This is a genomic window from Ruegeria sp. HKCCD7303, from assembly GCF_013111185.1.
Lineage (GTDB): Bacteria > Pseudomonadota > Alphaproteobacteria > Rhodobacterales > Rhodobacteraceae > Ruegeria.
Window position 1 is genome coordinate 26588 of sequence record NZ_WVRE01000008.1, and the last position, 20196, is coordinate 46783.

Consider the following 20196-nt stretch of genomic DNA (forward strand, 5'->3'; position numbering starts at 1 on the left):
TTGAGAACAATCAATCGCTTGAATGGTGCCCGGGGGCGGAATCGAACCACCGACACGAGGATTTTCAATCCACTGCTCTACCCCTGAGCTACCCGGGCACGGGAACGATGTACATCGTTGGGTGGGGGCCTTCTATGACTTGCTACCGGCAGTGTCCAGAGGCTTTTTTACATTTTTTCAATGCGGTCGTTTTGGCATAAGGTCTTAGGCTTCAGCTTCGGCTTCAAGGTCCTCTTCGCGTTGCGATGGGACAGCATATGAGCCGTTCAGCCACTTGGCCAGATCAATGTCCGCGCAGCGTTTTGAGCAGAAAGGGCGGAACTTTTGCACCGTGTCTTCACCGCAGATCGGACAGCTCATTTCAGGATCTCCGCCAGCGGCAAGCGGCTGCGTTTGCGTTGCAATTCGAAATGCCCCAGCGGGGTCCAGCCTGCCAGGATGGTCTCGTCCGGGTCCGATTTGAAAGCAGCACGTAGAGCGGATTCAAAACCGCGTCGGTCCTTCTTAGGCATCGGTGCCAGGTCCAACGTGATCTGCCCCGCCAACCCACGCACACGCAGAGCCCGCGGCAACAACTTGGCGCAAGCAAAATTGGCTTTGGTGCCCGCAGCGAGAGACGTATCTGAACCGGTATTCACATCCACTGCAACCAAGGCACGCGTGGGTTCGACATAAAGATGCCCACCGCCCGGCAAAGGCTCGGACGTTCCGCGCGCCATATCGAGCGCATCCAAAACACCGTGACTTTCGAATCCCCCGGCCTGCGTGACAACCTCAGCCGGGTCGGTCCAGTCGCGCCAGGCGAGGATATGAGGGCCATCCCCTTCGCTCAGCACCTCTGTCTCTGTGCCATCGTCATTCATCACCTGATCCGCCTGGGCCAACATGGCTGAAATATCCTCGGCAATGTCATCGGCATCCGCACCTGCACAGCAGGAACGAAGGATCAGACCATAAGGGCTGTCGCCCATCTGTTCGTGTGCAATTTCCAACAACTGGTCGCGGGTATCGTCATCCCTGATGCTGCGCGAAATATTCAGACCCGGCGCTTCGGGCGTGACAATGGCATAACGGCTTTTGAATAGGATCCGGTTGCTGACAGGGATCGCTTTTCCTTGTTCGGCATAGCCACTCACCTGTACCAAAAGTAAAGCCCCCGGCGCCAAGCCTTTAACTTGACGCAAGAAAGCGGGCCCATCTGGCGTTGTCAGAAACATACCGCCCTGCCCTTTGACTGGGCGGTCTGCGCGGGCGCGGTAGATCGTGCCGGGCGTGGGCGCGTCAGCTGCAATCAGGAAGTCATCAAGCTTTCCGTCAACCATAAGGGCCGCGGCTTCGCGATCCTCGATGTGGTCCAGAACGATAGTGCGGCCCTTCATGGTGCCTCGCGATAAAGTGGATAGCCGATACCCTGCAACAGGGCGGCGGTTTCGGACAGGGGCAGTCCGACAATGCCGGTGAACGATCCCGAAATCCAGGGTATGAACGCACCTGCGGGGCCTTGAATGGCGTAAGCTCCAGCTTTGCCCTGCCAGTCCCCTGTCGCCAGATAAGCATTGATTTCGACATCGGACAGGCGTTTGACCCTCACCTGCGAGACCACGTCACGCTGTAGTATTCGATCCCCAGACCGTACAGCTACCGAGGTTATGACCCGGTGACGGCGACCGGACAATGCGTGCAGAAATTCGGCGGCCTGGCCCGCATCTTTGGGCTTTCCCAGAATGCGCCGCCCCAATGCGACCGTGGTATCTGCGCAAAGCGTGATGTCACCGCTATCCGCCTGCACCGCCAGCACTTTCTCGCGCGTTATCCGACTGCAATAAGGAACCGGAAGCTCAGCTTTCCGAGGCGTTTCGTCGATGTCAGGGGGGCGGATGGCATCGGGCTGCACACCAAGCTGGGCCAACAGGTCCAGCCGTCTCGGGCTGCCCGATCCTAGGATAAACGCCATTGCGGCAGGCGTTACTTGAAGCGGTAGTTGATCCGACCCTTGGTCAGATCATACGGGGTCATTTCGACCTGAACTTTGTCGCCGGCCAGAACACGGATGCGGTTCTTGCGCATCTTGCCTGCCGTATGTGCGATGATCTCATGGCCGTTTTCCAGCTCGACCCGAAACGTCGCATTAGGCAGGAGTTCCTTCACGACACCGGGAAATTCGAGCGTATCTTCCTTGGCCATGTTGTCTCCATCATTACGTTGAACCCGCAGAATCTGCGGGGATGAGCGCTTAAATGAGCCTATTTTGCCCTTATTTCAAGGGCGGAATCACCTAAAGGTCGGATATTGTGACCGATTCGACTCGGAGGGCTTGTTCTTCCCAATGCGTTCGGTTCAACACATGACCATCCGCACGGACTTCGGCAATGGCTGACAGATCGATCTCGGCATAGGTCCAGCCGGGCTGATTAAGCGTGCCCTCGGCCAGCACACCAGTGGCTGGAAAGCCCTTGTCAGGCGGGCCGAATATGCCGCCCGTACCAGTGTTTTTGTCCACGGCCTCGGACCAATCATTGTCACCTACCAGCGACGCCATAACTGTAACACATTGGTTTTCCAAGGATCTTGACATCGCTCCGATACGAACCCGCCAATAACCCGAAAGAGCTTCGGTGCAAGACGGGACCAATATCAGATCCGCCTCGCTCAGCGCGCGGCCCAGCAAAGGGAATTCGCTGTCATAGCAGATGAGCACCCCGATCTTGCCCAGCGCGGTGTTGAACAGCTTCAGCGGACCACCGGGGGCAATGTCCCAATCTTCACGCTCGAACCGGGTCATGATCTGCTTGTCCTGATGGTCGCAAGCGCCGTCCGGCGAATAGAACGCGGCGCGGTTCACTGGACGACCGTGGCCATCCACAACCGGGGCGGAAGCGCTCAGAATATATGTGTTGTATGTCTTCGCAAGGCGGCTGTGCAGGGTTTGCACATCCCCCATCCGGTCAGACACGGCATGGATCGAACGTTCCAGATCGCCTGCCACGGCGACCCCGTCGAGGGTCGAAAGCTCCATAGCCCCGTATTCAGGAAAGACCAACAGCTCGGCCCCCTGACCTGCGGCCTCGGCAACCCATCGGTCCAACTTGTCTTCGTACTGTGCCCAACTGTCGAGCCAGCTGAGATCGTAAGCAGCGGTGGCGACTTTCATGATTTCGTATCCAAAGGAACTCAGTCGGCGCGACACTAGAAGAGGACGGCGTGGTATGTACAGGGCATTTGTTTCCGCACCGTCCTTCTGACCCGCACCCAAGCGCTGTGGAGGTTTTACGAGACGCTGACCCAACGATCAAACGATAACCCGCCAAAAACCAGCTTGCCATCAACAATGTAATAACATTACATGATCGGCAATTTATAGCGGGAGAGGATAGGCAACCGCCTGTACCCCGAAACGAGCCATATACACAGGAGCACATTCCATGAGTGACACCCGACTTCCGGTCACAGTACTGTCCGGCTTTCTGGGCGCGGGCAAAACAACCCTCTTGAACCGCGTACTCAACAATCGCGATGGCCGCCGGGTGGCCGTGATTGTCAACGACATGTCCGAAGTGAATATCGACGCTGATCTCATACGCGCCGATACCGAGCTTTCCTGCACAGACGAGACACTGGTCGAAATGTCGAACGGCTGCATCTGCTGTACGCTGCGCGACGACCTGCTGGACGAGGTACGCAGACTGGCATCTGAAGGGAGGTTTGATTACCTGTTGATCGAATCCACCGGCATTTCCGAGCCTCTACCCGTAGCGGCCACTTTTGACTTCCGCGATGAGCTTGGCGAAAGCCTCTCGGACGTTTCACGCCTGGACACGATGGTGACGGTTGTAGATGCGGTGAACCTGCTCAAGGATTTCTCCAGCCATGATTTCCTACGCGACCGTGGCGAGACGATGGGCGAAGAAGATGAGCGCACGTTGGTACATTTGCTGACCGATCAGATCGAATTTGCAGATGTGGTCATTCTGAACAAAGTTTCTGACGCCGGACCAGATCGCGTGGATGCTGCGCGCAAGATCATCCGAAGCTTGAACGCGGACGCCCGGATCATCGAGACCAACCACTCGGACGTGGCCGCAGATGAAATTCTGGATACCGGGCTGTTCGACTTCGAAAAGGCGCATGAGCACCCGATGTGGGCCAAAGAACTTTATGGTTTTGCGGATCACGTGCCAGAGACCGAGGAATATGGCGTCACCAGCTATGTCTACCGTGCGCGGCAGCCCTTTATCCCTGAAAAGATCCTTGAAATCCTGAACGGCGATCTGCCCGGTGTGATCCGGGCCAAAGGCCATTTCTGGATCGCCACGCGCCCGGATTGGGTGGCCGAGTTTTCGCTGGCGGGTGCCCTGTCCTCGGTACAGCCGCTGGGCACTTGGTGGGCCACCGTGCCCGAAGACCGCCGCCCAGATCACGAAAGCGCACGAGCTTACATGAAGGCCCATTGGCAAGAGCCGTGGGGCGATCGGCGGCAAGAGATAGTGTTCATCGGCAGCGGTATTGATTGGCCCAGATTGAAAGCCCGGTTGGATGCTGCGCTGCTGCCCGCTGTCGCAGCAACTCGTCTGGAGGATCTACCCAATCTGGCAGACCCCTTCCCGATCTGGCGACGGGCAGAGGCTGCAGCATGAGTATTGTTCAAAACATCATCCAAGACGCCGCCATAGGGGTCGAGATTTGCACCACGCCCAACGACCTTTCAGCCATTCATCAACCCGGATGTGCTGCGGCAATTTGGAACCGGCAACCGCTGCAGGGTTTTCAATCCTGGCTAAACGGGATCGCGCCCGAACAACTGCCCAAGACCCGCGTGATCCTGCGCCCCGAGTTGGTGCGCGAGGCTGTTTCTGAAGTATGCGACGCGCGCGGCACCCCACCGGGTGCAGAGCGCGACCGGCTGGTGGACGACATTGCAGCGCTGTCTGATATCTTTGCCGGTCTGATGAACGCGAAATGGCTGCGGCTGCGGTTGGACGTGATAACGACCAATGCATGCCGCAGGTTCCACGTCGATGCCGTGACCGCGCGCCTCGTATGCACCTATAAGGGAACGGGAACGCAATATGGGGTCTCGACAGGTGGCGCAGACCCATCGCGCGTTTTCACGACCCCAACCGGCGCACCAATTCTGTTATGTGGCACGCTCTGGCCCGCACAACCAGACTCCGGTTTTCTGCACCGCTCGCCTCCGATTGAAGGCACGGGCGAGACGCGGTTGGTACTTGTTCTGGATCCGGTCTTTGACCCAGACAGTGAGTTTGACCCGATCTTAGCGCACTGAGAACCAATTGCCAGGGCATGCTCTGCCCTGGACCTGCTCTAAGCCCTGCACAGACGGGAACGTGAATTGGCATCCGCCGTCTGACGTGCTTGAATGTACGAGGGAGGCTGGTGATGCAAAAACAAGAAGAGTTCGAGAAGTTCTACTATGCCAAGGTAGGGATGGGCGAAGCCTGCGGATGCGCCGAGCGTGTCATTGACGTCTATGAGTTCAACCGCAAGGGCGGCCAGCAATCCAAAACGGCTGTGAAACTGGAAAAACGCAAACGCCTGTCGCTGCGAGCCTGGGCTGTCAAGTACGGCTTTCTAAGCCGCAGACGCGCGCCCTGACCAGGCAGCGCGCGCGTGCTGGCAAAAGCTCTTACAGGTCCCTGATCCAAAACTGCAACGGCTTGAGCGTCTCACCCTCTTCACCCAGATCTTTCCACGAAAACTTCGCGATCACGCCCGGCAGAGGCGCGTAGCCTCGAGCGCGCCAAAAGGTGTCAAGCGAGCGGTATTGCGCGGGCCGCATGGGGTGATCCGCCGGGCGTTGTACGCCGCAAAAAGCGGTTTTTGCAAACCCCAGCCGGCAGGCATGGGCTTCACGTTGGTCAAAGAATTTGTGGCCGACACCCTGCCCCCTGTACTGGGGTAAAAGCACCGATTCCGCGCAATAGAAGATGTCGCCCAAATCAAGGCCCGTACCTTCGAAAGCAGCGGCGAAATCTTCGGCATGGTCGATCAAGGGGGCACCAGTAGACGCGCCGATCAGGCGGTCGCCGTCAAATGCACCAACCACGATTGCCTGTTCGCTGTCGCGGTAGGACTGAAGGTATTTCCGCTCGTAATCGAGATCGCCATCATACAGGTAAGGCCAGTCGTGAAAGACCTTGATCCGCAGACGGGCGACATCGCCCAGAGCAGCCTCAAGCGCCGCTCCGGTCAGGGGGCGGACAGCGTTGACCTCAGCCATTCGAGACCTGTTTGGTCCAGTCCGTAAGGTTATAAAAAGTGGTGACGCGGGTGATTTTGCCGTCTTTCAGATCAAAGAATGATCCGGCAGGCAGGCGATAGGTCTGGCCGCGTGCTTCGGGCAGGCCCTCGTCGGTCTCCAGATAGGTGCCGTTCACGATGAATTCGGCCGCAGCGCGGGTGCCACCCTGGGCATCGAACACGACGATATCTGTCAGGTTCTCTTTGTAGCAGCGATTCATATGGGCGCAGAAGGCAGCAAACTTTTCCTTGCCCACACGGATTTGGCCCTCGTTTACGTGATGGGCCACGTCGTCGGACAAACAGGCCAACATGCCATCAACATCACCGGCGTTGAATGCCTCGAAATAGGTTTGAACGGTCTGGTTCATGGTTCACTCCGTTGGTTCGCCCCAGCGGTCTTTCAGATGCTTGATGATCTGATCGCGGGTCTGTCGGTAGTGGTGTAGCTTTGTTTCCCGTGTCTCACCCATTCCAGTAGGGTCCATTATTGGCCAATAATCGACATCGAGGTGAAAAATCCGGGTCAGTTCCAACGCCTTGCGTTGGCTGGCGGGGGACAAGGCGACAATCAGGTCGAACGAACTGAGGTCATCACCCCACTCTTCCATCTCGTCGAAGGATCGGGTGCGGTGGCGGGATAGCTCGACCCCGATTTCGTGACAGACGGAAATACAGAAGCCGTCAATATCCAGATCGTTGTGGACTCCGGCAGACTGCACATAGGTGCCGGTGCCGTAGAATTTCTTCATGATGCCCTCGGCCATCGGGGATCGAACCGAGTTGTGGTCACAACAAAACAGGATCGACTGCGGCAGAGGCGTCACCCGTTAGCCTCCGAAATGCAGCACGCAGATCAGCGTGAAAAGGCGGCGGGCGGTGTCGGTGTCTACGTCGGCCTTGCCCTCTAACCTTTCCTGCAAGACGCGGCTGCCTTCGTTGTGGATGCCACGCCGGGCCATGTCGATGGTTTCGATCTGGCTGGGCGGCAGAGACTTCACCGCGTCGAAATAGCTTTCGCAGATCTGAAAATAATCTTTGACCACTTGCCGAAACGGACCAAGCGACAAATGGAACTCAGCCGCTTTCTGTTCTTCCTCGGTTGCAACGTCAAAGACCAACCGCTTGTCGCGGATCGACAATTGCAGGCGATAGGGCCCGTCGGGCACAACGCGGTCATCGCGTTTGGGCAGAGAGAAACTGTTCTCTTCCAGCAAATCATAGATGGCGACCTTGCGCTCCTGCTCGATCTCTGGCGTCGGCGGAGGCAGGTTTCGGTCATCCAGTTCGATATGCGAGATGCGGGTCATCTTTACAGCTATAATCCTTGTGTCAGCACAGACCTATAACAACGAAATTGGCGGGGCAACGCGCAGAAACGCCACATCGGCCAAGTCTTTGCGCCATCTCATCCATTTAGGCGGTTCAATCGCGCTGCTACCGACAGCCCATGCGCCTCAAGGCTTTCCGATTGGGCCAGTTGTTCGGCGGCTGGACCTATGGCACGCAACGCTTCGGGGGTCATGTGGCTCAGTGTGGTGCGCTTGAGGAAGTCCATCACGCTGAGCCCCGATGAGAACCGCGCAGACCGGGCGGTCGGCAGAACGTGGTTCGGGCCGCCAACGTAGTCACCGATGGCTTCGGGCGTATATTGGCCCAGAAAAATGGCGCCAGCGTGGATCGTCTTTTCGCTCAACGCCAGCGGATCAGAAACGCACAGTTCCAGATGTTCTGGCGCAATGCGGTTGGACAGGATTGCCGCCTCGTCCAGGTCGCGTGCGGTGATGATAGAACCGAAGTCACGCCAACTGGCCCCGGCGATTGCGCGGCGTTGTAGGGTCTCAAGGCGCTTTTCCACCGCGTCCGCGACGCGTTGCCCGAAAGCAGCGTCATCGGTGATTAGGATGGATTGCGCGCTTTCGTCATGTTCGGCCTGACTGAGCAAATCCAGCGCGATCCAGTCGGGGTCGTTATCCTTGTCGGCAATCACCAAAATCTCCGACGGGCCCGCGATCATATCAATGCCGACCTTTCCAAAGACACGGCGTTTGGCGGCTGCAACAAAGGCATTGCCCGGGCCGGTGATCTTGTCGACCGGCGCGATAGTGTCGGTGCCATAGGCCAGTGCGGCCACAGCCTGCGCGCCACCGATTCGATAGATCTCGTCCACGCCCGCCAATTGCGCGGCCAGCAACACCAGCGGGTTCACCTGCCCGTCTGGTGTGGGAACCACGATGGCCAACCGCTCTACGCCCGCCACTTTAGCCGGAATGGCGTTCATCAACACCGACGACGGATAGGATGCCAGACCGCCCGGCACGTACAGCCCTGCGGCGAAGACTGCCGACCAGCGCCAACCCAGCGTCGCCCCGGCCTCATCCGTCCAGCTATGATCGGTGGGCATCTGTTTTTCGTGATAGGCCCGGATGCGGGCTGCAGCCAGTTCAAGCGCCTCGCGATCCTCGGTCGAGACTTGCGCCACCGCATCCACAATTTCCTGCGCGCTGAAGGCCAAAGTTTCCTGTGTTAGCTCCAGACGGTCAAACTTAGCAGTCAACTCGATGACCGCCGCGTCACCGCGGTTGCGAACATCATCAATGATCTGAGCCACAACCGAATCCACATCTGGGCTGTCTTCGCGCTTGGCTGACAGCAGCGTTTGAAAGGCACCCTCAAAATCGGGCGATGTGGTGTCGAGGAAAACGGGCATGATCAGGCACTCCGGGCGTTGCGCCATGGGACATATCGCCCGCTGGGCGCGGCCTCAACCCTCAGTCGCCGGGGTGCAGCGATTTGCGCATCGCCAAGCAGGACAAATCCTGGCGGTCACTGCACCGCCCGGTATCTTCCCACCCATGGCGTAGATAAAACTTCCGCGCCGTCCGGGTCGCATCCAGATGCGCCTCGGTGCAACCGCACGCAGCCAGTTGCTGTTCCAACCGATTGAGCAGAGCGGCCCCAACCCCGCTGCCCACATGACCGGGATCAACGTAGAGCAAGGTGATCTTCCCGGTCTCGAACAAACCGCCGACGGCAGCCACCCGCCCTTCATGCTCGGCCACCCAGATCTGCGACCCTGATTTGAACCAACCCCTGATGGTTTCTGGATCTTTGTTTGCAGTCCACTCTTTCAAATGGTCAGGATCATTATTGTGGTCGGCCACACAAAGCTGCGTGATCGACCGGATCAGCACCCGGCTGATGTCGAACACGTCGAACACGGTGGCCGGACGCAGCGCGATGCCTCCTGGCAGTCTAGAGAACGCCTGAGAGATACCGCGCTTATTCTGCATCTATTCGGGGTGATGCGGGGCCTGACCCGACGGGGCCTGATACGGGCGGGTTACATCCTTGAGGGTCACGTCGACGGCTTCAACCCGCAGGCGGATCACACCATCCCCTGCCAAAGTCAGCAAGATATGGCCTGCGCCATCCTCGCCCGCTTCAAAATCGACGGACAGAAGGGACATGATCATGTCCTTGTCGCTGCGATCGATACCCTGGCTGGCCACGGACAGTACTGAATCGAAAACCAACACCGATTGCACCCGTTCAAACGGGCGTTCACGACGGGTGGCCGCATCTTTGTATTCCCAGCGAAAGCGGTTCAGCAGCAGACCAAAACGGCGCTGCGACGGCTGCCATTTCATCTCGGTCACCGGGAAAACCGCGTCCTGCGCCAAGGTCGAGATCACCTGAAGGTCGTCACTGTCCTCAGCACCCAGATTCAGCGGGGCCTCGCGCCCGTCTTCAAAACTTGCGTCTGTCATTGGCCCTTGATCCGTTCGATTTTTGCACCCACGCCTTCCAGCTTGCGCACCACATGCTCATATCCGCGGTCCAGATGATAGACCCTGCTTACCGTTGTTTCACCTTCTGCCGCCAGCCCCGCCAGAATCAGCGAGACCGAGGCGCGCAGGTCCGTTGCCATCACAGGCGCACCTTTCAGGCTTTCAACACCGGTGACAGTGGCCGTACCGCCATGCACCTCGATATTCGCGCCCATGCGCACCAGTTCGGGCGCGTGCATGAATCGGTTTTCGAAAATGCGTTCTTCCAGCACCGAGGTTCCTTCGGCGGTGCACATCAGCGCCATCATCTGCGCCTGAAGGTCCGTCGGGAATCCCGGGAAAGGTTCGGTCACAACATCCACGGCCTGAACGCGGCCATTCTTTCGCGCGACTTTCAGTCCCTTTTCGGTTTCCGTAACGCTGACTCCTGCTGCGTCCAGCTTCTCGGCAAAGGATTCGACCAGCGACATGCGCCCGCCCAGCAATTCAACTTCACCGCCGCAAATCGCCGGAGCCAGCATATAGGTACCCAGTTCGATCCGGTCCGTAACGACCTGATGCGTGGCACCATGCAACCGATCGACACCCTGGATTTCAATGGTCGAGGTCCCCTCGCCCGAAATCTGGGCTCCCATCTTGCGCAAGCATTCGACCAGATCGACAATCTCAGGCTCGCGCGCGGCATTCTTCAGAACAGTGGTTCCCTTGGCCAGCGTCGCAGCCATGACGATGTTTTCAGTTGCCCCAACCGAGGCAAAGCGCATCTCATGCACCGCGCCTTTCAGCCCGCCCTGTGCCTTGGCGTGCAGATACCCGTCTTTCAGTTCGATCTCTGCACCCAGCGCTTCCAGCCCCTCGACATGCAAATCCATCGGACGCGCGCCGATCGCGCAACCACCAGGCAGTGACACAACGGCCTGACCAAACCGCGCCAGCAATGGCCCAAGCACCAGATTAGATGCACGCATCTTACGCACGATGTCATAATCTGCAGTCTGACTGGTCAGGTTATGACTCGACATTGCGATCACCTGCCCGTCCTGCAGCGCCGACACCTCGGCCCCAAGCGATTGCAGCAGGGCAGTCATCGTTTTGATGTCGCTCAGCCGTGGAGCGTTGGTCAGTGTCAGCGGTTCTTCGCTCAGAAGCGTCGCGGGCATCAACGTCAGGCACGCATTCTTGGCCCCCGCAATCGGAATTTGCCCGGTCAGCGGGCCATTGCCCGTTACAAGAATCGAATCCATCTGCTCTTATCCCTCGTCCTTATCGGCTTTGTCCCCCGAGGCCGCCCGCGCCTTGGCCTGCGCCTTGCGCCGCGCCATGTTCGCCTTCAGCGCCGCCTTCAAACGCTCTTCTCTTGCGCCCCCGGATTTGCCTTGTTTTTTGGGTGAATTTTTATCTGTCATGCTCTTTCTCTACAGGAGGCGAAAAAAACCGTCCAGACACCCTTGCGCCGCGTTTCGTTTGAGTCTAATCACCCGCCCACAGCGCTGCTGTAGCTCAGAGGTAGAGCACTCCCTTGGTAAGGGAGAGGTCGAGAGTTCAATTCTCTCCAGCAGCACCATCCATACATCTCCAATATCGTGACCACCCTTGTTTCTATGACTTCGCTCCGCCGAGTTCTAAGCAGGGAAGCATTGGATAGAAGCGCGTATAGAACAAACTCCTTGCCATCTCATGGGGCCGCCAAACCTGAAACTATGGAGCTGCGACCTGCCCGGCGGACACTCGGACCGGATATATTCAAGTGTTAATCCGCCGTTCTCAAAACGACCTTGTCGCTGAAAAATGCAGTTAGTTTGATCACCCGATTGGCTTTCTGGCAATCTGACTGACATAGGACATGAAACCAAAAAACGTGTTACTTGAAACGCGACTGCGTGCTTCTGCTTTCAGCGCTTCTGCTGTCTGAGGGAAAAGGACACCTGTTTCGACCATTCGGTCCGCCCCGCGATCTATCACTGTCATGAAATACCCGGCTTCGCCTTCGGCCACATAGCCATGTCCACAGCGTCGGCCAAGTTCGAACCCTGCGGTACCCAGCAACTCTCCGATCTGACGCATGACCCAAAGATTGGTGACATTCTGGTTGATCATAAAGCGGACAAGCTGATCCAACGGGTCGAAATCTGCAATCTGGGCCGTCGCCGTATCATAGTCGCCATCGCAGACGGCAACCAAACCGCCCGGTTTGAGTATCCTGTGTGCCTCGCGAACGGCGTCTTGCGGATCGGGAACATGGCACAACAGCGTGTGCATCAACACCAGGTCAACAGATGAGGATAGAAGCCCTGTATTCCTTGCATCACCAACCTCAAACCTCAAAGATGGTTTTCCGTCAAAACGTTGCCGCGCTCTTTCAACCATTATTGGTGATGGCTCGATGCCCAGCGCCTTGGTCGCACCGGCCATCTCGATCAAGTCGTTGGTAACGTGCCCAGTGCCAGAACCGAACTCAACCGCATACGCTCCCTCAGGCAGTTCAAGGTCACCGAGATAGGCCCTTCTGATCTCAACCTGAGCAGGCTCCAAACAACGTGCATCCATTGCATCGGCAATACGCGCCTGCAACGCATCGTCTTCGTTGGCCAGATTTGAATATGGGTCAGACATACCTTTCTCCCTTGAATTTTTGGTCTCCACAACACCGCATCAATCAGGGGAAATTCTAACACATCCGGCTTTTTCAACAACGTCAGCGCCTGGCTACAAAGCTTGACAACCTGGTTCATCTTGCGAAAATTGCCTCGGATGAGGAACACAAGAGCAAGTTGTTCGACTCGCCCTATCGAAAACGACTACTCTTTGGAAACCGTCGATTGTCCGACGAAACCGATGCCCACAATTAAGGCAAAGGTTAAGAAATGTAGGCACAAGAATCTCATGGATGACAAGTTCTCGCAATAGTTATGCCTACATCGCAATCTATTGGTAAATAATCCTGCCGATCTGTTGACTAGTCCGGTTTTAATGAGGGGGTATCTCGGCAGGGTTAGGGGGATGCCCGCTCAGGTCCGATTTGGACCGATGAAGCACGGCATCCCCTGCCGTTTTAATAGCTCTCTTTCCCGCTCAGACGCTTCTCAGTCGATCTTGTTACGCTGTGCGTGCGGTGTGACACCAAAGCTGGATCGGAACACGCGCGAGAAATGGCCCGGGTTTTCGAAACCACAAGCAATTGCGATCTCGGTGACTGAAGCCTCGGTTTGCAGCAGCAACTTTTGGGCACGTTCCAGGCGCAGTTCCATAAAGTACTTCTTGGGCGATGTGTTCAGATACTTGCCGAACAGCCGCTCTAGCTGCCGGGTGGAAATGCCAAGTTCTTCGGCAATAAAGGACGGCGAGATTGGGGTCTCGATGCTGTCCTGCATGATGTTGATGGCCTTGGCCAGGTGCGCATTGCGCATCCCGTTGCGTGACTGCAGCGAAACCCGCTGTTTCGCCGTTGCATTGCGCACCGCGTTGTAAACCATTTGATCTGCCACATCGATTGCCAACTCTTCGCCATGGTCGCGCTCGATCAGATGCAGCATCAAATCTGCCGTCGCGGTTCCGCCCGACGCGGTGATGTGTTTTTCGTCAGCAACAAAAACACTGCGAACCAGATTAACCTCGGGAAACGCCTCCATGAAGGCATCATGGTATTCCCAATGGATCGCCGCCTGCATCCCGTCCAGAAAGCCGGCTTCGGCCAACACCCAGGCACCCGAACATAGGGCACCGATTGGGGTGCCGCGGGCGCGCGCTCGCCGCAGGGTGGCCAACAGGCGGCGGGTGACGTGCTTACGCATATGAATGCCCGACAGCACAAAAAGCTGGTCGCATTTGGCCAGGTTTTCCAGCCCGGAGTGAACCAGCGTAACTGACCCATTTGAGCACACCGCCTGTTCGCCATGCTCAGACACGAAGTTCCAGCTATAAAGTTCTTCCCCGCTCACAAGGTTCGCAATCCTCAGCGGTTCCACCGCGCAAGAGAACGCAAGGTGCGAGAATTCCTCGACCAGAAGAAATGTGATGCGCCGCGTCTTAGGCATGAGTTGATCCGTTTGAACTTGGGACAGCGCCCGAAAGTGAGTCTATTTTGCAGGAGCCTATGCTGCACGAAATTTTTTTGTATACAAGTTGTATTTTCTTAGCATACATAACCGTGACAGCACGATTCGACCGCTTTATGAAAGATGGATGAGCTAAGGGATGAAAGACGAAGCCAAGTCGCGAAAAGGCGCGTTACAAGAGCACCTGAAAACATCCATTCTGACTCTGCGCTTGCAACCAGGCACAGATCTGGACGAGGCGCATTTGTCAGATGAATTCGGCCTGTCACGCACACCGCTGCGCGAGGTATTCCGGCAACTGGCGGGGGAAGGCTATCTCGACCTGCGTACAAACCGCAGCGCGCGGGTGTCCGAGATGTCTTACACGACCCTGCGCGATTTCTTCCTTGCCGCACCAATGGTGTATGGCGCGATCCTGCGTCTGGCTGCGGGAAACGCGCGCCCTGCGCAGATCGACGCCCTAAAAGACGCGCAGCAAGCGTTCAAAGCCGCGTTACGTACAGGTTCGGCCGAGGATCGGGCGCTGGCCAACAATCGCTTTCACGATGTGACTGGCGAGATGTCGGGCAATGTCTATCTGCTGCCCTCGTTCAACCGGCTGCTGATCGATCACGCGAGGATCGGCATGACGTTCTATCGCCCACAGTCCGATGAAATGTCGGAAAACCTGTCACGCGCCAGCGAACAGCACGATGCCATCATCGCAGCCATCGAGGCGCGGGACGAAGCAGCAGCGGCAAAGCTAGCCGAAGATCACTGGAACCTGTCACGCGATCAGATTGAGATGTTCGTGATGCCAGACGCGCTGGATGTCCCGATGGGCGTCCCACTCCTTTCGAAACCTGCATGAGGACGGAATGAACCCGATTTTCAAGTTTGAGGGGATTTATACCCCTGTGGTCACGCCCTATCACAACGATGGAAGCGTTAATTGGGACGCCTTGTCCAATGTGATCGAATACCTGATCCAGAGTGGCGTGCATGGTCTGATTTCGGGCGGATCGACAGGTGAAAACTATGCCCAGACTGTGGAAGAACGGCTGGAACTGGCCAAATTCACACATCAGCAATTGAAAGGCCGTCTGCCTCTGCTCGTAGGGACCGGGGCCATGCTGACGCCGGATTCCATTGCGCTGGCCTCGGGCGCGCGCGAAATTGGTGCAGATGCGATCCTGCTGGCCAGCCCGCCCTATTCGGTGCCGACCGACCGCGAAAACGCACTGAACGCGCTGGCTATCGACAAGGCCGCGGACCTGCCCGTAATGCTGTACAACTACCCGCACCGCACCGGCACGATGATGGGTGAGGAATTTCTTGACCGTGTAGGCCGCAGCCGGAACTTCTGCGGCATCAAGGAAAGCTCGGGCGATATCAACAGGGTGCACCTGCTGGCGCGGGACTATCCACACATCCAGCTTGGCTGCGGTATGGACGACCAGGCGTTGGAATTCTTCGCCTGGGGTGCGCCGTTCTGGGTCTGTGGCGGGTCGAACTTTCTGCCCACCGAGCATGTGGCGCTTTACGATGCCTGCGTGATCGAGGGGAATTTCTCCAAAGGTCGGCGGATCATGTCGGCCATGATGCCGCTGATGCGGGTGTTGGAACAGGGTGGCAAGTTCATCCAGACCATCAAGCATGGCGTGACCATGAACGGGATCGATGCGGGCGCGATGCGGCCTCCGCTGAAGGGTCTGAACAAAGACGACAAGCGCGCGTTGGAACAGGTGACGCGTGTGCTCAAGAAGACAATCGCTGACATTGTGGCTGAGGGGTAAGAGACATGGATCTGCTGACACAGGACGAATACAAATCCATCGCCGCAGGCCTGACGCTGCCTACAGGCGCTTTCATCGACGGCGCCTTCCGCCCCGCGATTTCGGGTGAGACCTTTGAGACAGTGAACCCAGCCACTGGCGACAAACTGGCGGACATCGCGTCTTGCGGCGCAGCGGATGTGGACTTTGCCGTCGAAAAGGCGCGTGAGGCGTTTGACGATGGCCGTTGGTCCAAGCTGCATCCGAGCGAACGCAAGGATGTGCTGATCCGGTTGTGCAAGTTACTGACCCGCAATACGCGCGAACTGGCGGTGATGGAAAGCATCGACAGCGGCAAGACCATCCTTGATTGCGAATCCGTGGATGTGCCCGAGACGATCCACTGCCTGAAATGGCACGCCGAGGCGATTGACAAGATTTACGATCAAGTCTCGCCCGCCAGCGACGATCACATCGCCATGGTGGTGCGCGAACCGATTGGCGTCGTCGGCCTGGTGCTGCCCTGGAACTTCCCGCTGCTGATGCTGGCGTGGAAAATCGGGCCTGCTTTGGCGGCGGGCTGTTCGGTCGTGGTGAAACCCGCGACTGAGACCACGCTGACCGCTCTGCGTATGGCTGAGCTGGCGATGGAGGCTGGCCTGCCCCGCGGCGTTCTGAACATCGTTCCGGGCGGCGGCGCAGAGGTCGGTGAACCCATCGGGCGGCATATGGATATTGACATGGTCTCTTTCACCGGCTCGACCGTAACCGGCAAACGGTTCCTGACCTATTCCGCCGAAAGTAACGCCAAAGAAGTGGTGCTGGAGATGGGCGGCAAAAACCCGGCCATCGTCATGGATGACGCTGAAAACCTTGACCGTGTGGCCGCGCATGTGGTGAACGGCGCGTTCTGGAACATGGGCGAGAACTGCTCGGCCTCGTCGCGCCTGATCGTGCACAAGGATGTAAAGGCAGAGTTGCTGGAGCGCATTGCACATCACGCCAAACAGTGGAATATCGGTGACCCTCTGAACCCGGAAACCCGTATGGGCGCGCTGGTGAGCGAAGGGCATTATAACAAGGTCTGCGGTTATCTGGATCAAGCCGAGAACGTAGTGATCGGCGGCAAAGCTGACAAAGGCTTTGTCGAGGCTACGGTGGTCGAAGTACCCGGCAATGACGCCACCCTGGCGCGGGAAGAGATCTTTGGCCCGGTTCTGTCGGTGATCGAAGTGTCAGGCTTTGACGAAGCCATCAAGATCGCCAATGACACCGACTATGGCCTATGTGCCTCGATCTTCACTGCCAACGCCAAGCGCGCCATTCGCGGGGCTCGGGCGATCCGGGCGGGCACCGTGACAGTCAACAGCTTTGGCGAAGGCGACATCACCACGCCATTTGGCGGCTACAAGCAGTCTGGCTTTGGCGGTCGCGACAATTCGGTCCACGCCCACGATCAGTACACCCAGTTGAAAACCATCTGGATCGATCTGGCCGATGACGCAGACGAGGCGGTGGATTGACGCGGTTCGAGGCCAAAAGACTGCCCCGGCAGACGGGCCCGGCCGGATGGAATGCCATCCTGCCACCCCAGACGCCCCTGCCGGAACTGGACAAGGACCTGATTGCCGACATCACTATCGTTGGCGGTGGGTTTGCTGGGCTCAGCACGGCGCGGCGGCTGCATCAACTGGATCCATCACTGAAGGTTGTTCTGCTGGAAGCAGGCCGATTTGCCGATGGTTCTGCGGGGCGGAACTCGGGATTTATGATCGACCTGCCTCATGATTTGGCCTCGGACAATTATGCAGGCGAAGGATTGGAAGAGGATCGCGCCGCAATTGCACTGAATCGCAAGGCCATTGCTTTTGCGAGCGACGTGGCCGGGGAATGCGAGTTAAATCAGGAAATGTTCGACCCCTGCGGCAAGTACAATGCCGCCGCCACCAAGGCGGGCGACGCGCACAACCGCGCGTTTGCGGAACACCTGAGGAAACTGGGTGAGCCTCACACGCTCTATGACCAGCAACAGATGCACGAAATCACGGGCAGCCCACATTACACCTCGGGACTTTACGCGCCAGGAACAGTGATGATCCAACCCGCAGCCTATGTGCGGGCGCTTTCGGCCCAATTGGCTGATCAGATTGACGTGTTCGAAAACTCATCAGTCACCAGTTTCGAAAAGCAAGGCACAAGCTGGGTGGTCAAAACCACCAAAGCCAAGGTCAAGACCGGGCGGATTATCCTCGCCAATAACGGCCATCTCGAAAGCTTTGGGTTCTACCAAAGACAATTGATGCATATCTGCCTCTACGCGTCGATCTCAGCACCTTTGACTGAGGCACAGATCAAAACGCTTGGCGGGCAATCGCGCTGGTCGGTGACACCTGCCGATCCGATGGGCACATCGGTGCGGCGCATTTCCGGCAGCTACGGCGATCGCATCCTGATCCGCAACGGTACCAGCTTTCACCCGACAATCGAGACCAGCCCAATGCGGCTGCGCAATGTCGGCTGGGTTCAGGACCGCAAGTTCATGGAACGTTTCCCGCACCTGTCAGACGTAACGATGGAGCACCGCTGGGCCGGGATGCTTTGCCTAAGCCGCAATGGGTCTGCGGCCTTTGGTGAACTTGAGGACGGTGTGTTCTCGGCCTGCTGTCAGAATGGCCTGGGCATCGCCCGAGGAACCTTGCAAGGCATGGGCATCGCAGAATTGGTGATGCAAGGCGGATCAGAGATCGCCACTCACTTTCTGGAACAGCCGGATCTTCCGCGATTGCCGCCCGAGCCATTCGCCTCGCTTGGGGCAAACAGCTATTTGATTTGGAAAGAATGGCGATCCGGTAAGGAGTGATGCGTTGGCGTCAGGGAAGGCTAAGCTTGGCCATGCGCCCACCATCTACGGTGTAGACCTGCCCGGTGATAAAGCCCGCCTCCTCTGACGCCAGAAACGCGACGAGGGCTGCAACCTCTTCCGGCCGACCGGTCCGTGCAACAGGGTGGATTTTGGCTATATCATCACGGAATGCAGCAGGGTCAGGCATGGAATCGATGAAATCTTCGTTCAGTTCGGTATCGATCCATCCGGGTGCCACGGCGTTGCAACGGACACCTTCAACCCCGTGATCCACGGCAACGGCGCGGGTCAGACCATGCAGCCCTGCCTTGGACGCGCAATAAGCCGCGTGACCGGGATTGCTGCTCAAACCTTCAATGGATCCGGTATTGACGATATTACCGCGGGTTTGACGCAGATGCGGCAGCGCGGCTTTGATCATCAGGAACGGAGCGGTCAGATTGACCGTCAGATTGCGGTGCCAATCCTCAAGGCTCATGTCTTCGACCAAAACTTCCTGCATCATACCCGCGTTGTTGACCAACACATCCAGGCGCCCAGCATCAGATACCACTTCGCTGACCGCCTGTGCCGGGCTGTCGGGATCGGTGAAATCCGCTGCAATGCCTTGAAACTCGCTGTCTTCTCCACGTTGCGCGGTAAAGACCTGCGCGCCCTCGTCCCGCAACCGACGGGCAATGGCCTGACCGATGCCGCTGCGCCCGCCTGTGACCAATGCCACCTTTCCCTCGAACCGCTTCATGAAACGGGCTTCCCTCCGTTGACCTCGACCAGCGTACCGCAAACATAACGCGACGCATCCGAGACGAGGAACATGATGACGTCTGCAATATCCTCGGGCTCGGCGATGCGGCCCAGCGGCACGCTTTGGCCCAGCTCGGCCACGGCCGTATCGGGATCAAAACCGCGCTTTTCAAAACCCGAGCGCAGCATAGGCGTATTCACCTCATTCGGGCATACAGCGTTGACGCGGATACCCTGATGGGCATGGTCCATACCCATACATTGGGTCAGGGACGCAATGGCCGCTTTTGTCATACAATAAACGGCGTGATTGGGGCCGGGGCGCAGCCCCCAACAAGACGCGGTGTTGACGATAGCGCCCCCTCCCGTTTCAGCCATGATCGGGATCGCCGCGCGACAGATACGAAACGGGGCTTCGACATTGACGCCCAGTGACAAAGACCAATCCGCATCCGACGTGTCGGTGACAGACCCGCGTGTGATGACACCTGCATTGTTGATCACGATATCGAGCCTGCCCAGCGCAGACGCCGCCGCCCTGGGCAATTGGTCGGCATAGTCTGGATCAAGCAGATCGCCCGGCAGATACGCCTCGGCCTCAATGCCATCGACCGACCGGTCCGCAACCGCGACCCGCGCCCCAGCTTGGCGCAAACGCTCAACGATTGACGCCCCGATACCTCCGGCTGCGCCAGTGACCAAAGCCGATTTTCCATTCAGGGTCATGAGAT

General features: G+C 57.8%; 25 protein-coding genes and 2 tRNA genes. 8 read left to right on the forward strand and 19 right to left on the reverse strand.

Features of this window, described 5'->3' with window-relative positions:
- Positions 1–23: 23 nt before the first annotated feature.
- The 6 genes from GS630_RS17950 to GS630_RS17975 all read right to left on the reverse strand — a co-directional run bounded on the left by GS630_RS17950 (position 24) and on the right by GS630_RS17975 (position 3151).
- A tRNA-Phe gene (locus GS630_RS17950) sits at positions 24–98 on the reverse strand.
- Between the two features lie 106 nt (positions 99–204).
- Positions 205–360 carry a DNA gyrase inhibitor YacG gene (locus tag GS630_RS17955; protein WP_171621243.1) on the reverse strand — a complete coding sequence of 52 codons (156 nt, stop codon included), beginning with the start codon at positions 358–360 and terminating at the stop codon, positions 205–207.
- The gene (locus tag GS630_RS17960; protein WP_171712151.1) at positions 357–1379 is read right to left on the reverse strand and encodes a ribonuclease E/G; all 1023 of its coding nucleotides are present in this window, start codon (positions 1377–1379) and stop codon (positions 357–359) included. Before GS630_RS17960 ends, GS630_RS17955 begins: the two co-directional genes overlap by 4 nt.
- Positions 1376–1954: a nucleoside triphosphate pyrophosphatase gene (locus GS630_RS17965; RefSeq protein ID WP_171621245.1), complete on the reverse strand. Its 579-nt coding sequence runs from the start codon at positions 1952–1954 to the stop codon at positions 1376–1378. Before GS630_RS17965 ends, GS630_RS17960 begins: the two co-directional genes overlap by 4 nt.
- An 11-nt stretch (positions 1955–1965) precedes the next feature.
- Positions 1966–2184, reverse strand: coding sequence for a translation initiation factor IF-1 (infA, locus tag GS630_RS17970; RefSeq protein ID WP_005978431.1), 219 nt, complete (start codon positions 2182–2184; stop codon positions 1966–1968).
- A gap of 91 nt (positions 2185–2275) precedes the next feature.
- The gene (locus tag GS630_RS17975) at positions 2276–3151 is read right to left on the reverse strand and encodes a carbon-nitrogen hydrolase family protein (RefSeq protein WP_171175807.1); all 876 of its coding nucleotides are present in this window, start codon (positions 3149–3151) and stop codon (positions 2276–2278) included.
- A gap of 271 nt (positions 3152–3422) precedes the next feature.
- Here GS630_RS17975 and GS630_RS17980 point away from each other — a divergent pair, with 271 nt between their 5' ends.
- The 3 genes from GS630_RS17980 to GS630_RS17990 all read left to right on the forward strand — a co-directional run bounded on the left by GS630_RS17980 (position 3423) and on the right by GS630_RS17990 (position 5613).
- Positions 3423–4634, forward strand: coding sequence for a GTP-binding protein (locus GS630_RS17980; RefSeq protein ID WP_171621246.1), 1212 nt, complete (start codon positions 3423–3425; stop codon positions 4632–4634).
- Positions 4631–5284, forward strand: a complete 654-nt coding sequence (locus GS630_RS17985) for a DUF1826 domain-containing protein (protein WP_171621247.1) — start codon at positions 4631–4633, stop codon at positions 5282–5284. The genes GS630_RS17980 and GS630_RS17985 overlap by 4 nt, the downstream gene beginning before the upstream one ends.
- Positions 5285–5397: 113 nt before the next feature.
- The gene (locus GS630_RS17990) at positions 5398–5613 is read left to right on the forward strand and encodes a hypothetical protein (RefSeq protein ID WP_171621248.1); all 216 of its coding nucleotides are present in this window, start codon (positions 5398–5400) and stop codon (positions 5611–5613) included.
- Positions 5614–5644: 31 nt separating this feature from the next.
- Here the strand turns inward: GS630_RS17990 and GS630_RS17995 are convergent, their stop codons facing one another.
- The 9 genes from GS630_RS17995 to GS630_RS18035 form a co-directional block, all read right to left on the reverse strand.
- Positions 5645–6238 carry a GNAT family N-acetyltransferase gene (locus GS630_RS17995; protein WP_171621249.1) on the reverse strand — a complete coding sequence of 198 codons (594 nt, stop codon included), beginning with the start codon at positions 6236–6238 and terminating at the stop codon, positions 5645–5647.
- Positions 6231–6629: a ketosteroid isomerase-related protein gene (locus GS630_RS18000; RefSeq protein ID WP_171621250.1), complete on the reverse strand. Its 399-nt coding sequence runs from the start codon at positions 6627–6629 to the stop codon at positions 6231–6233. Before GS630_RS18000 ends, GS630_RS17995 begins: the two co-directional genes overlap by 8 nt.
- Positions 6630–6632: 3 nt before the next feature.
- The gene (locus GS630_RS18005) at positions 6633–7085 is read right to left on the reverse strand and encodes a low molecular weight phosphatase family protein (RefSeq protein ID WP_171091313.1); all 453 of its coding nucleotides are present in this window, start codon (positions 7083–7085) and stop codon (positions 6633–6635) included.
- 3 nt (positions 7086–7088) lie between these two features.
- On the reverse strand, positions 7089–7568 hold the full coding sequence (locus GS630_RS18010) for a UPF0262 family protein (protein WP_171175817.1): 480 nt from the start codon (positions 7566–7568) through the stop codon (positions 7089–7091).
- Between the two features lie 98 nt (positions 7569–7666).
- Positions 7667–8968 (reverse strand): histidinol dehydrogenase, encoded by a 1302-nt coding sequence (hisD, locus tag GS630_RS18015; RefSeq protein WP_171621251.1) that lies wholly within the window; start codon positions 8966–8968, stop codon positions 7667–7669.
- A 61-nt stretch (positions 8969–9029) separates the two neighbouring features.
- Entirely contained in the window at positions 9030–9551 is a 522-nt protein-coding gene (locus GS630_RS18020; protein WP_171621252.1) for a GNAT family N-acetyltransferase, read from the reverse strand.
- A complete protein-coding gene (locus GS630_RS18025; protein ID WP_171621253.1) occupies positions 9552–10028 on the reverse strand; it encodes a DUF2948 family protein in 477 nt (158 codons plus the stop codon). It lies immediately after the preceding gene.
- Positions 10025–11293, reverse strand: a complete 1269-nt coding sequence (gene murA / locus GS630_RS18030; protein WP_171175823.1) for a UDP-N-acetylglucosamine 1-carboxyvinyltransferase — start codon at positions 11291–11293, stop codon at positions 10025–10027. The genes GS630_RS18025 and murA overlap by 4 nt, the downstream gene beginning before the upstream one ends.
- Before the next feature lie 6 nt (positions 11294–11299).
- Positions 11300–11455, reverse strand: a complete 156-nt coding sequence (locus tag GS630_RS18035) for a hypothetical protein (RefSeq protein ID WP_171175825.1) — start codon at positions 11453–11455, stop codon at positions 11300–11302.
- Between the two features lie 83 nt (positions 11456–11538).
- Between GS630_RS18035 and GS630_RS18040 the strand changes: the two genes are divergently transcribed.
- A tRNA-Thr gene (locus GS630_RS18040) sits at positions 11539–11613 on the forward strand.
- A gap of 239 nt (positions 11614–11852) precedes the next feature.
- Here the strand turns inward: GS630_RS18040 and GS630_RS18045 are convergent.
- Together GS630_RS18045 and GS630_RS18050 are read right to left on the reverse strand one after the other, a co-directional pair.
- Entirely contained in the window at positions 11853–12662 is an 810-nt protein-coding gene (locus GS630_RS18045; RefSeq protein ID WP_171621254.1) for a methyltransferase domain-containing protein, read from the reverse strand.
- 470 nt (positions 12663–13132) lie between these two features.
- A complete protein-coding gene (locus GS630_RS18050) occupies positions 13133–14083 on the reverse strand; it encodes a GlxA family transcriptional regulator (RefSeq protein WP_171175897.1) in 951 nt (316 codons plus the stop codon).
- A gap of 160 nt (positions 14084–14243) precedes the next feature.
- On the opposite strand from GS630_RS18050, the gene GS630_RS18055 reads away from it, so the two are divergent.
- The 4 genes from GS630_RS18055 to GS630_RS18070 are packed head-to-tail and all read left to right on the forward strand — an operon-like array spanning position 14244 to position 18718.
- Positions 14244–14954: a GntR family transcriptional regulator gene (locus tag GS630_RS18055; RefSeq protein ID WP_171175899.1), complete on the forward strand. Its 711-nt coding sequence runs from the start codon at positions 14244–14246 to the stop codon at positions 14952–14954.
- 7 nt (positions 14955–14961) lie between these two features.
- Positions 14962–15879, forward strand: coding sequence for a dihydrodipicolinate synthase family protein (locus GS630_RS18060; RefSeq protein ID WP_171621255.1), 918 nt, complete (start codon positions 14962–14964; stop codon positions 15877–15879).
- Between the two features lie 5 nt (positions 15880–15884).
- Positions 15885–17381 (forward strand): aldehyde dehydrogenase, encoded by a 1497-nt coding sequence (locus tag GS630_RS18065; RefSeq protein ID WP_171621256.1) that lies wholly within the window; start codon positions 15885–15887, stop codon positions 17379–17381.
- Complete coding sequence (locus GS630_RS18070) at positions 17378–18718, forward strand: FAD-binding oxidoreductase (protein ID WP_171621257.1); 1341 nt, start codon at positions 17378–17380, stop codon at positions 18716–18718. Before GS630_RS18065 ends, GS630_RS18070 begins: the two co-directional genes overlap by 4 nt.
- A gap of 10 nt (positions 18719–18728) precedes the next feature.
- On the opposite strand, the gene GS630_RS18075 is transcribed toward GS630_RS18070, so the two are convergent.
- Both GS630_RS18075 and GS630_RS18080 read right to left on the reverse strand, forming a co-directional pair.
- On the reverse strand, positions 18729–19463 hold the full coding sequence (locus GS630_RS18075) for an SDR family NAD(P)-dependent oxidoreductase (RefSeq protein ID WP_171175907.1): 735 nt from the start codon (positions 19461–19463) through the stop codon (positions 18729–18731).
- The gene (locus tag GS630_RS18080; RefSeq protein WP_171175909.1) at positions 19460–20191 is read right to left on the reverse strand and encodes an SDR family NAD(P)-dependent oxidoreductase; all 732 of its coding nucleotides are present in this window, start codon (positions 20189–20191) and stop codon (positions 19460–19462) included. Before GS630_RS18080 ends, GS630_RS18075 begins: the two co-directional genes overlap by 4 nt.
- Between the last annotated feature and the right edge of the window lie 5 nt (positions 20192–20196).

Coding starts and splice junctions, on each gene's coding strand:
- GS630_RS17955 (WP_171621243.1), bottom strand. CDS start 360: ATGAGCTGTCCGATCTGCGGTGAAGACACGGTGCAAAAGTTCCGCCCT.
- GS630_RS17960 (WP_171712151.1), bottom strand. CDS start 1,379: ATGAAGGGCCGCACTATCGTTCTGGACCACATCGAGGATCGCGAAGCC.
- GS630_RS17965 (WP_171621245.1), bottom strand. CDS start 1,954: ATGGCGTTTATCCTAGGATCGGGCAGCCCGAGACGGCTGGACCTGTTG.
- infA (WP_005978431.1), bottom strand. CDS start 2,184: ATGGCCAAGGAAGATACGCTCGAATTTCCCGGTGTCGTGAAGGAACTC.
- GS630_RS17975 (WP_171175807.1), bottom strand. CDS start 3,151: ATGAAAGTCGCCACCGCTGCTTACGATCTCAGCTGGCTCGACAGTTGG.
- GS630_RS17980 (WP_171621246.1), top strand. CDS start 3,423: ATGAGTGACACCCGACTTCCGGTCACAGTACTGTCCGGCTTTCTGGGC.
- GS630_RS17985 (WP_171621247.1), top strand. CDS start 4,631: ATGAGTATTGTTCAAAACATCATCCAAGACGCCGCCATAGGGGTCGAG.
- GS630_RS17990 (WP_171621248.1), top strand. CDS start 5,398: ATGCAAAAACAAGAAGAGTTCGAGAAGTTCTACTATGCCAAGGTAGGG.
- GS630_RS17995 (WP_171621249.1), bottom strand. CDS start 6,238: ATGGCTGAGGTCAACGCTGTCCGCCCCCTGACCGGAGCGGCGCTTGAG.
- GS630_RS18000 (WP_171621250.1), bottom strand. CDS start 6,629: ATGAACCAGACCGTTCAAACCTATTTCGAGGCATTCAACGCCGGTGAT.
- GS630_RS18010 (WP_171175817.1), bottom strand. CDS start 7,568: ATGACCCGCATCTCGCATATCGAACTGGATGACCGAAACCTGCCTCCG.
- hisD (WP_171621251.1), bottom strand. CDS start 8,968: ATGCCCGTTTTCCTCGACACCACATCGCCCGATTTTGAGGGTGCCTTT.
- GS630_RS18020 (WP_171621252.1), bottom strand. CDS start 9,551: ATGCAGAATAAGCGCGGTATCTCTCAGGCGTTCTCTAGACTGCCAGGA.
- GS630_RS18025 (WP_171621253.1), bottom strand. CDS start 10,028: ATGACAGACGCAAGTTTTGAAGACGGGCGCGAGGCCCCGCTGAATCTG.
- murA (WP_171175823.1), bottom strand. CDS start 11,293: ATGGATTCGATTCTTGTAACGGGCAATGGCCCGCTGACCGGGCAAATT.
- GS630_RS18035 (WP_171175825.1), bottom strand. CDS start 11,455: ATGACAGATAAAAATTCACCCAAAAAACAAGGCAAATCCGGGGGCGCA.
- GS630_RS18045 (WP_171621254.1), bottom strand. CDS start 12,662: ATGTCTGACCCATATTCAAATCTGGCCAACGAAGACGATGCGTTGCAG.
- GS630_RS18050 (WP_171175897.1), bottom strand. CDS start 14,083: ATGCCTAAGACGCGGCGCATCACATTTCTTCTGGTCGAGGAATTCTCG.
- GS630_RS18055 (WP_171175899.1), top strand. CDS start 14,244: ATGAAAGACGAAGCCAAGTCGCGAAAAGGCGCGTTACAAGAGCACCTG.
- GS630_RS18060 (WP_171621255.1), top strand. CDS start 14,962: ATGAACCCGATTTTCAAGTTTGAGGGGATTTATACCCCTGTGGTCACG.
- GS630_RS18065 (WP_171621256.1), top strand. CDS start 15,885: ATGGATCTGCTGACACAGGACGAATACAAATCCATCGCCGCAGGCCTG.
- GS630_RS18075 (WP_171175907.1), bottom strand. CDS start 19,463: ATGAAGCGGTTCGAGGGAAAGGTGGCATTGGTCACAGGCGGGCGCAGC.
- GS630_RS18080 (WP_171175909.1), bottom strand. CDS start 20,191: ATGACCCTGAATGGAAAATCGGCTTTGGTCACTGGCGCAGCCGGAGGT.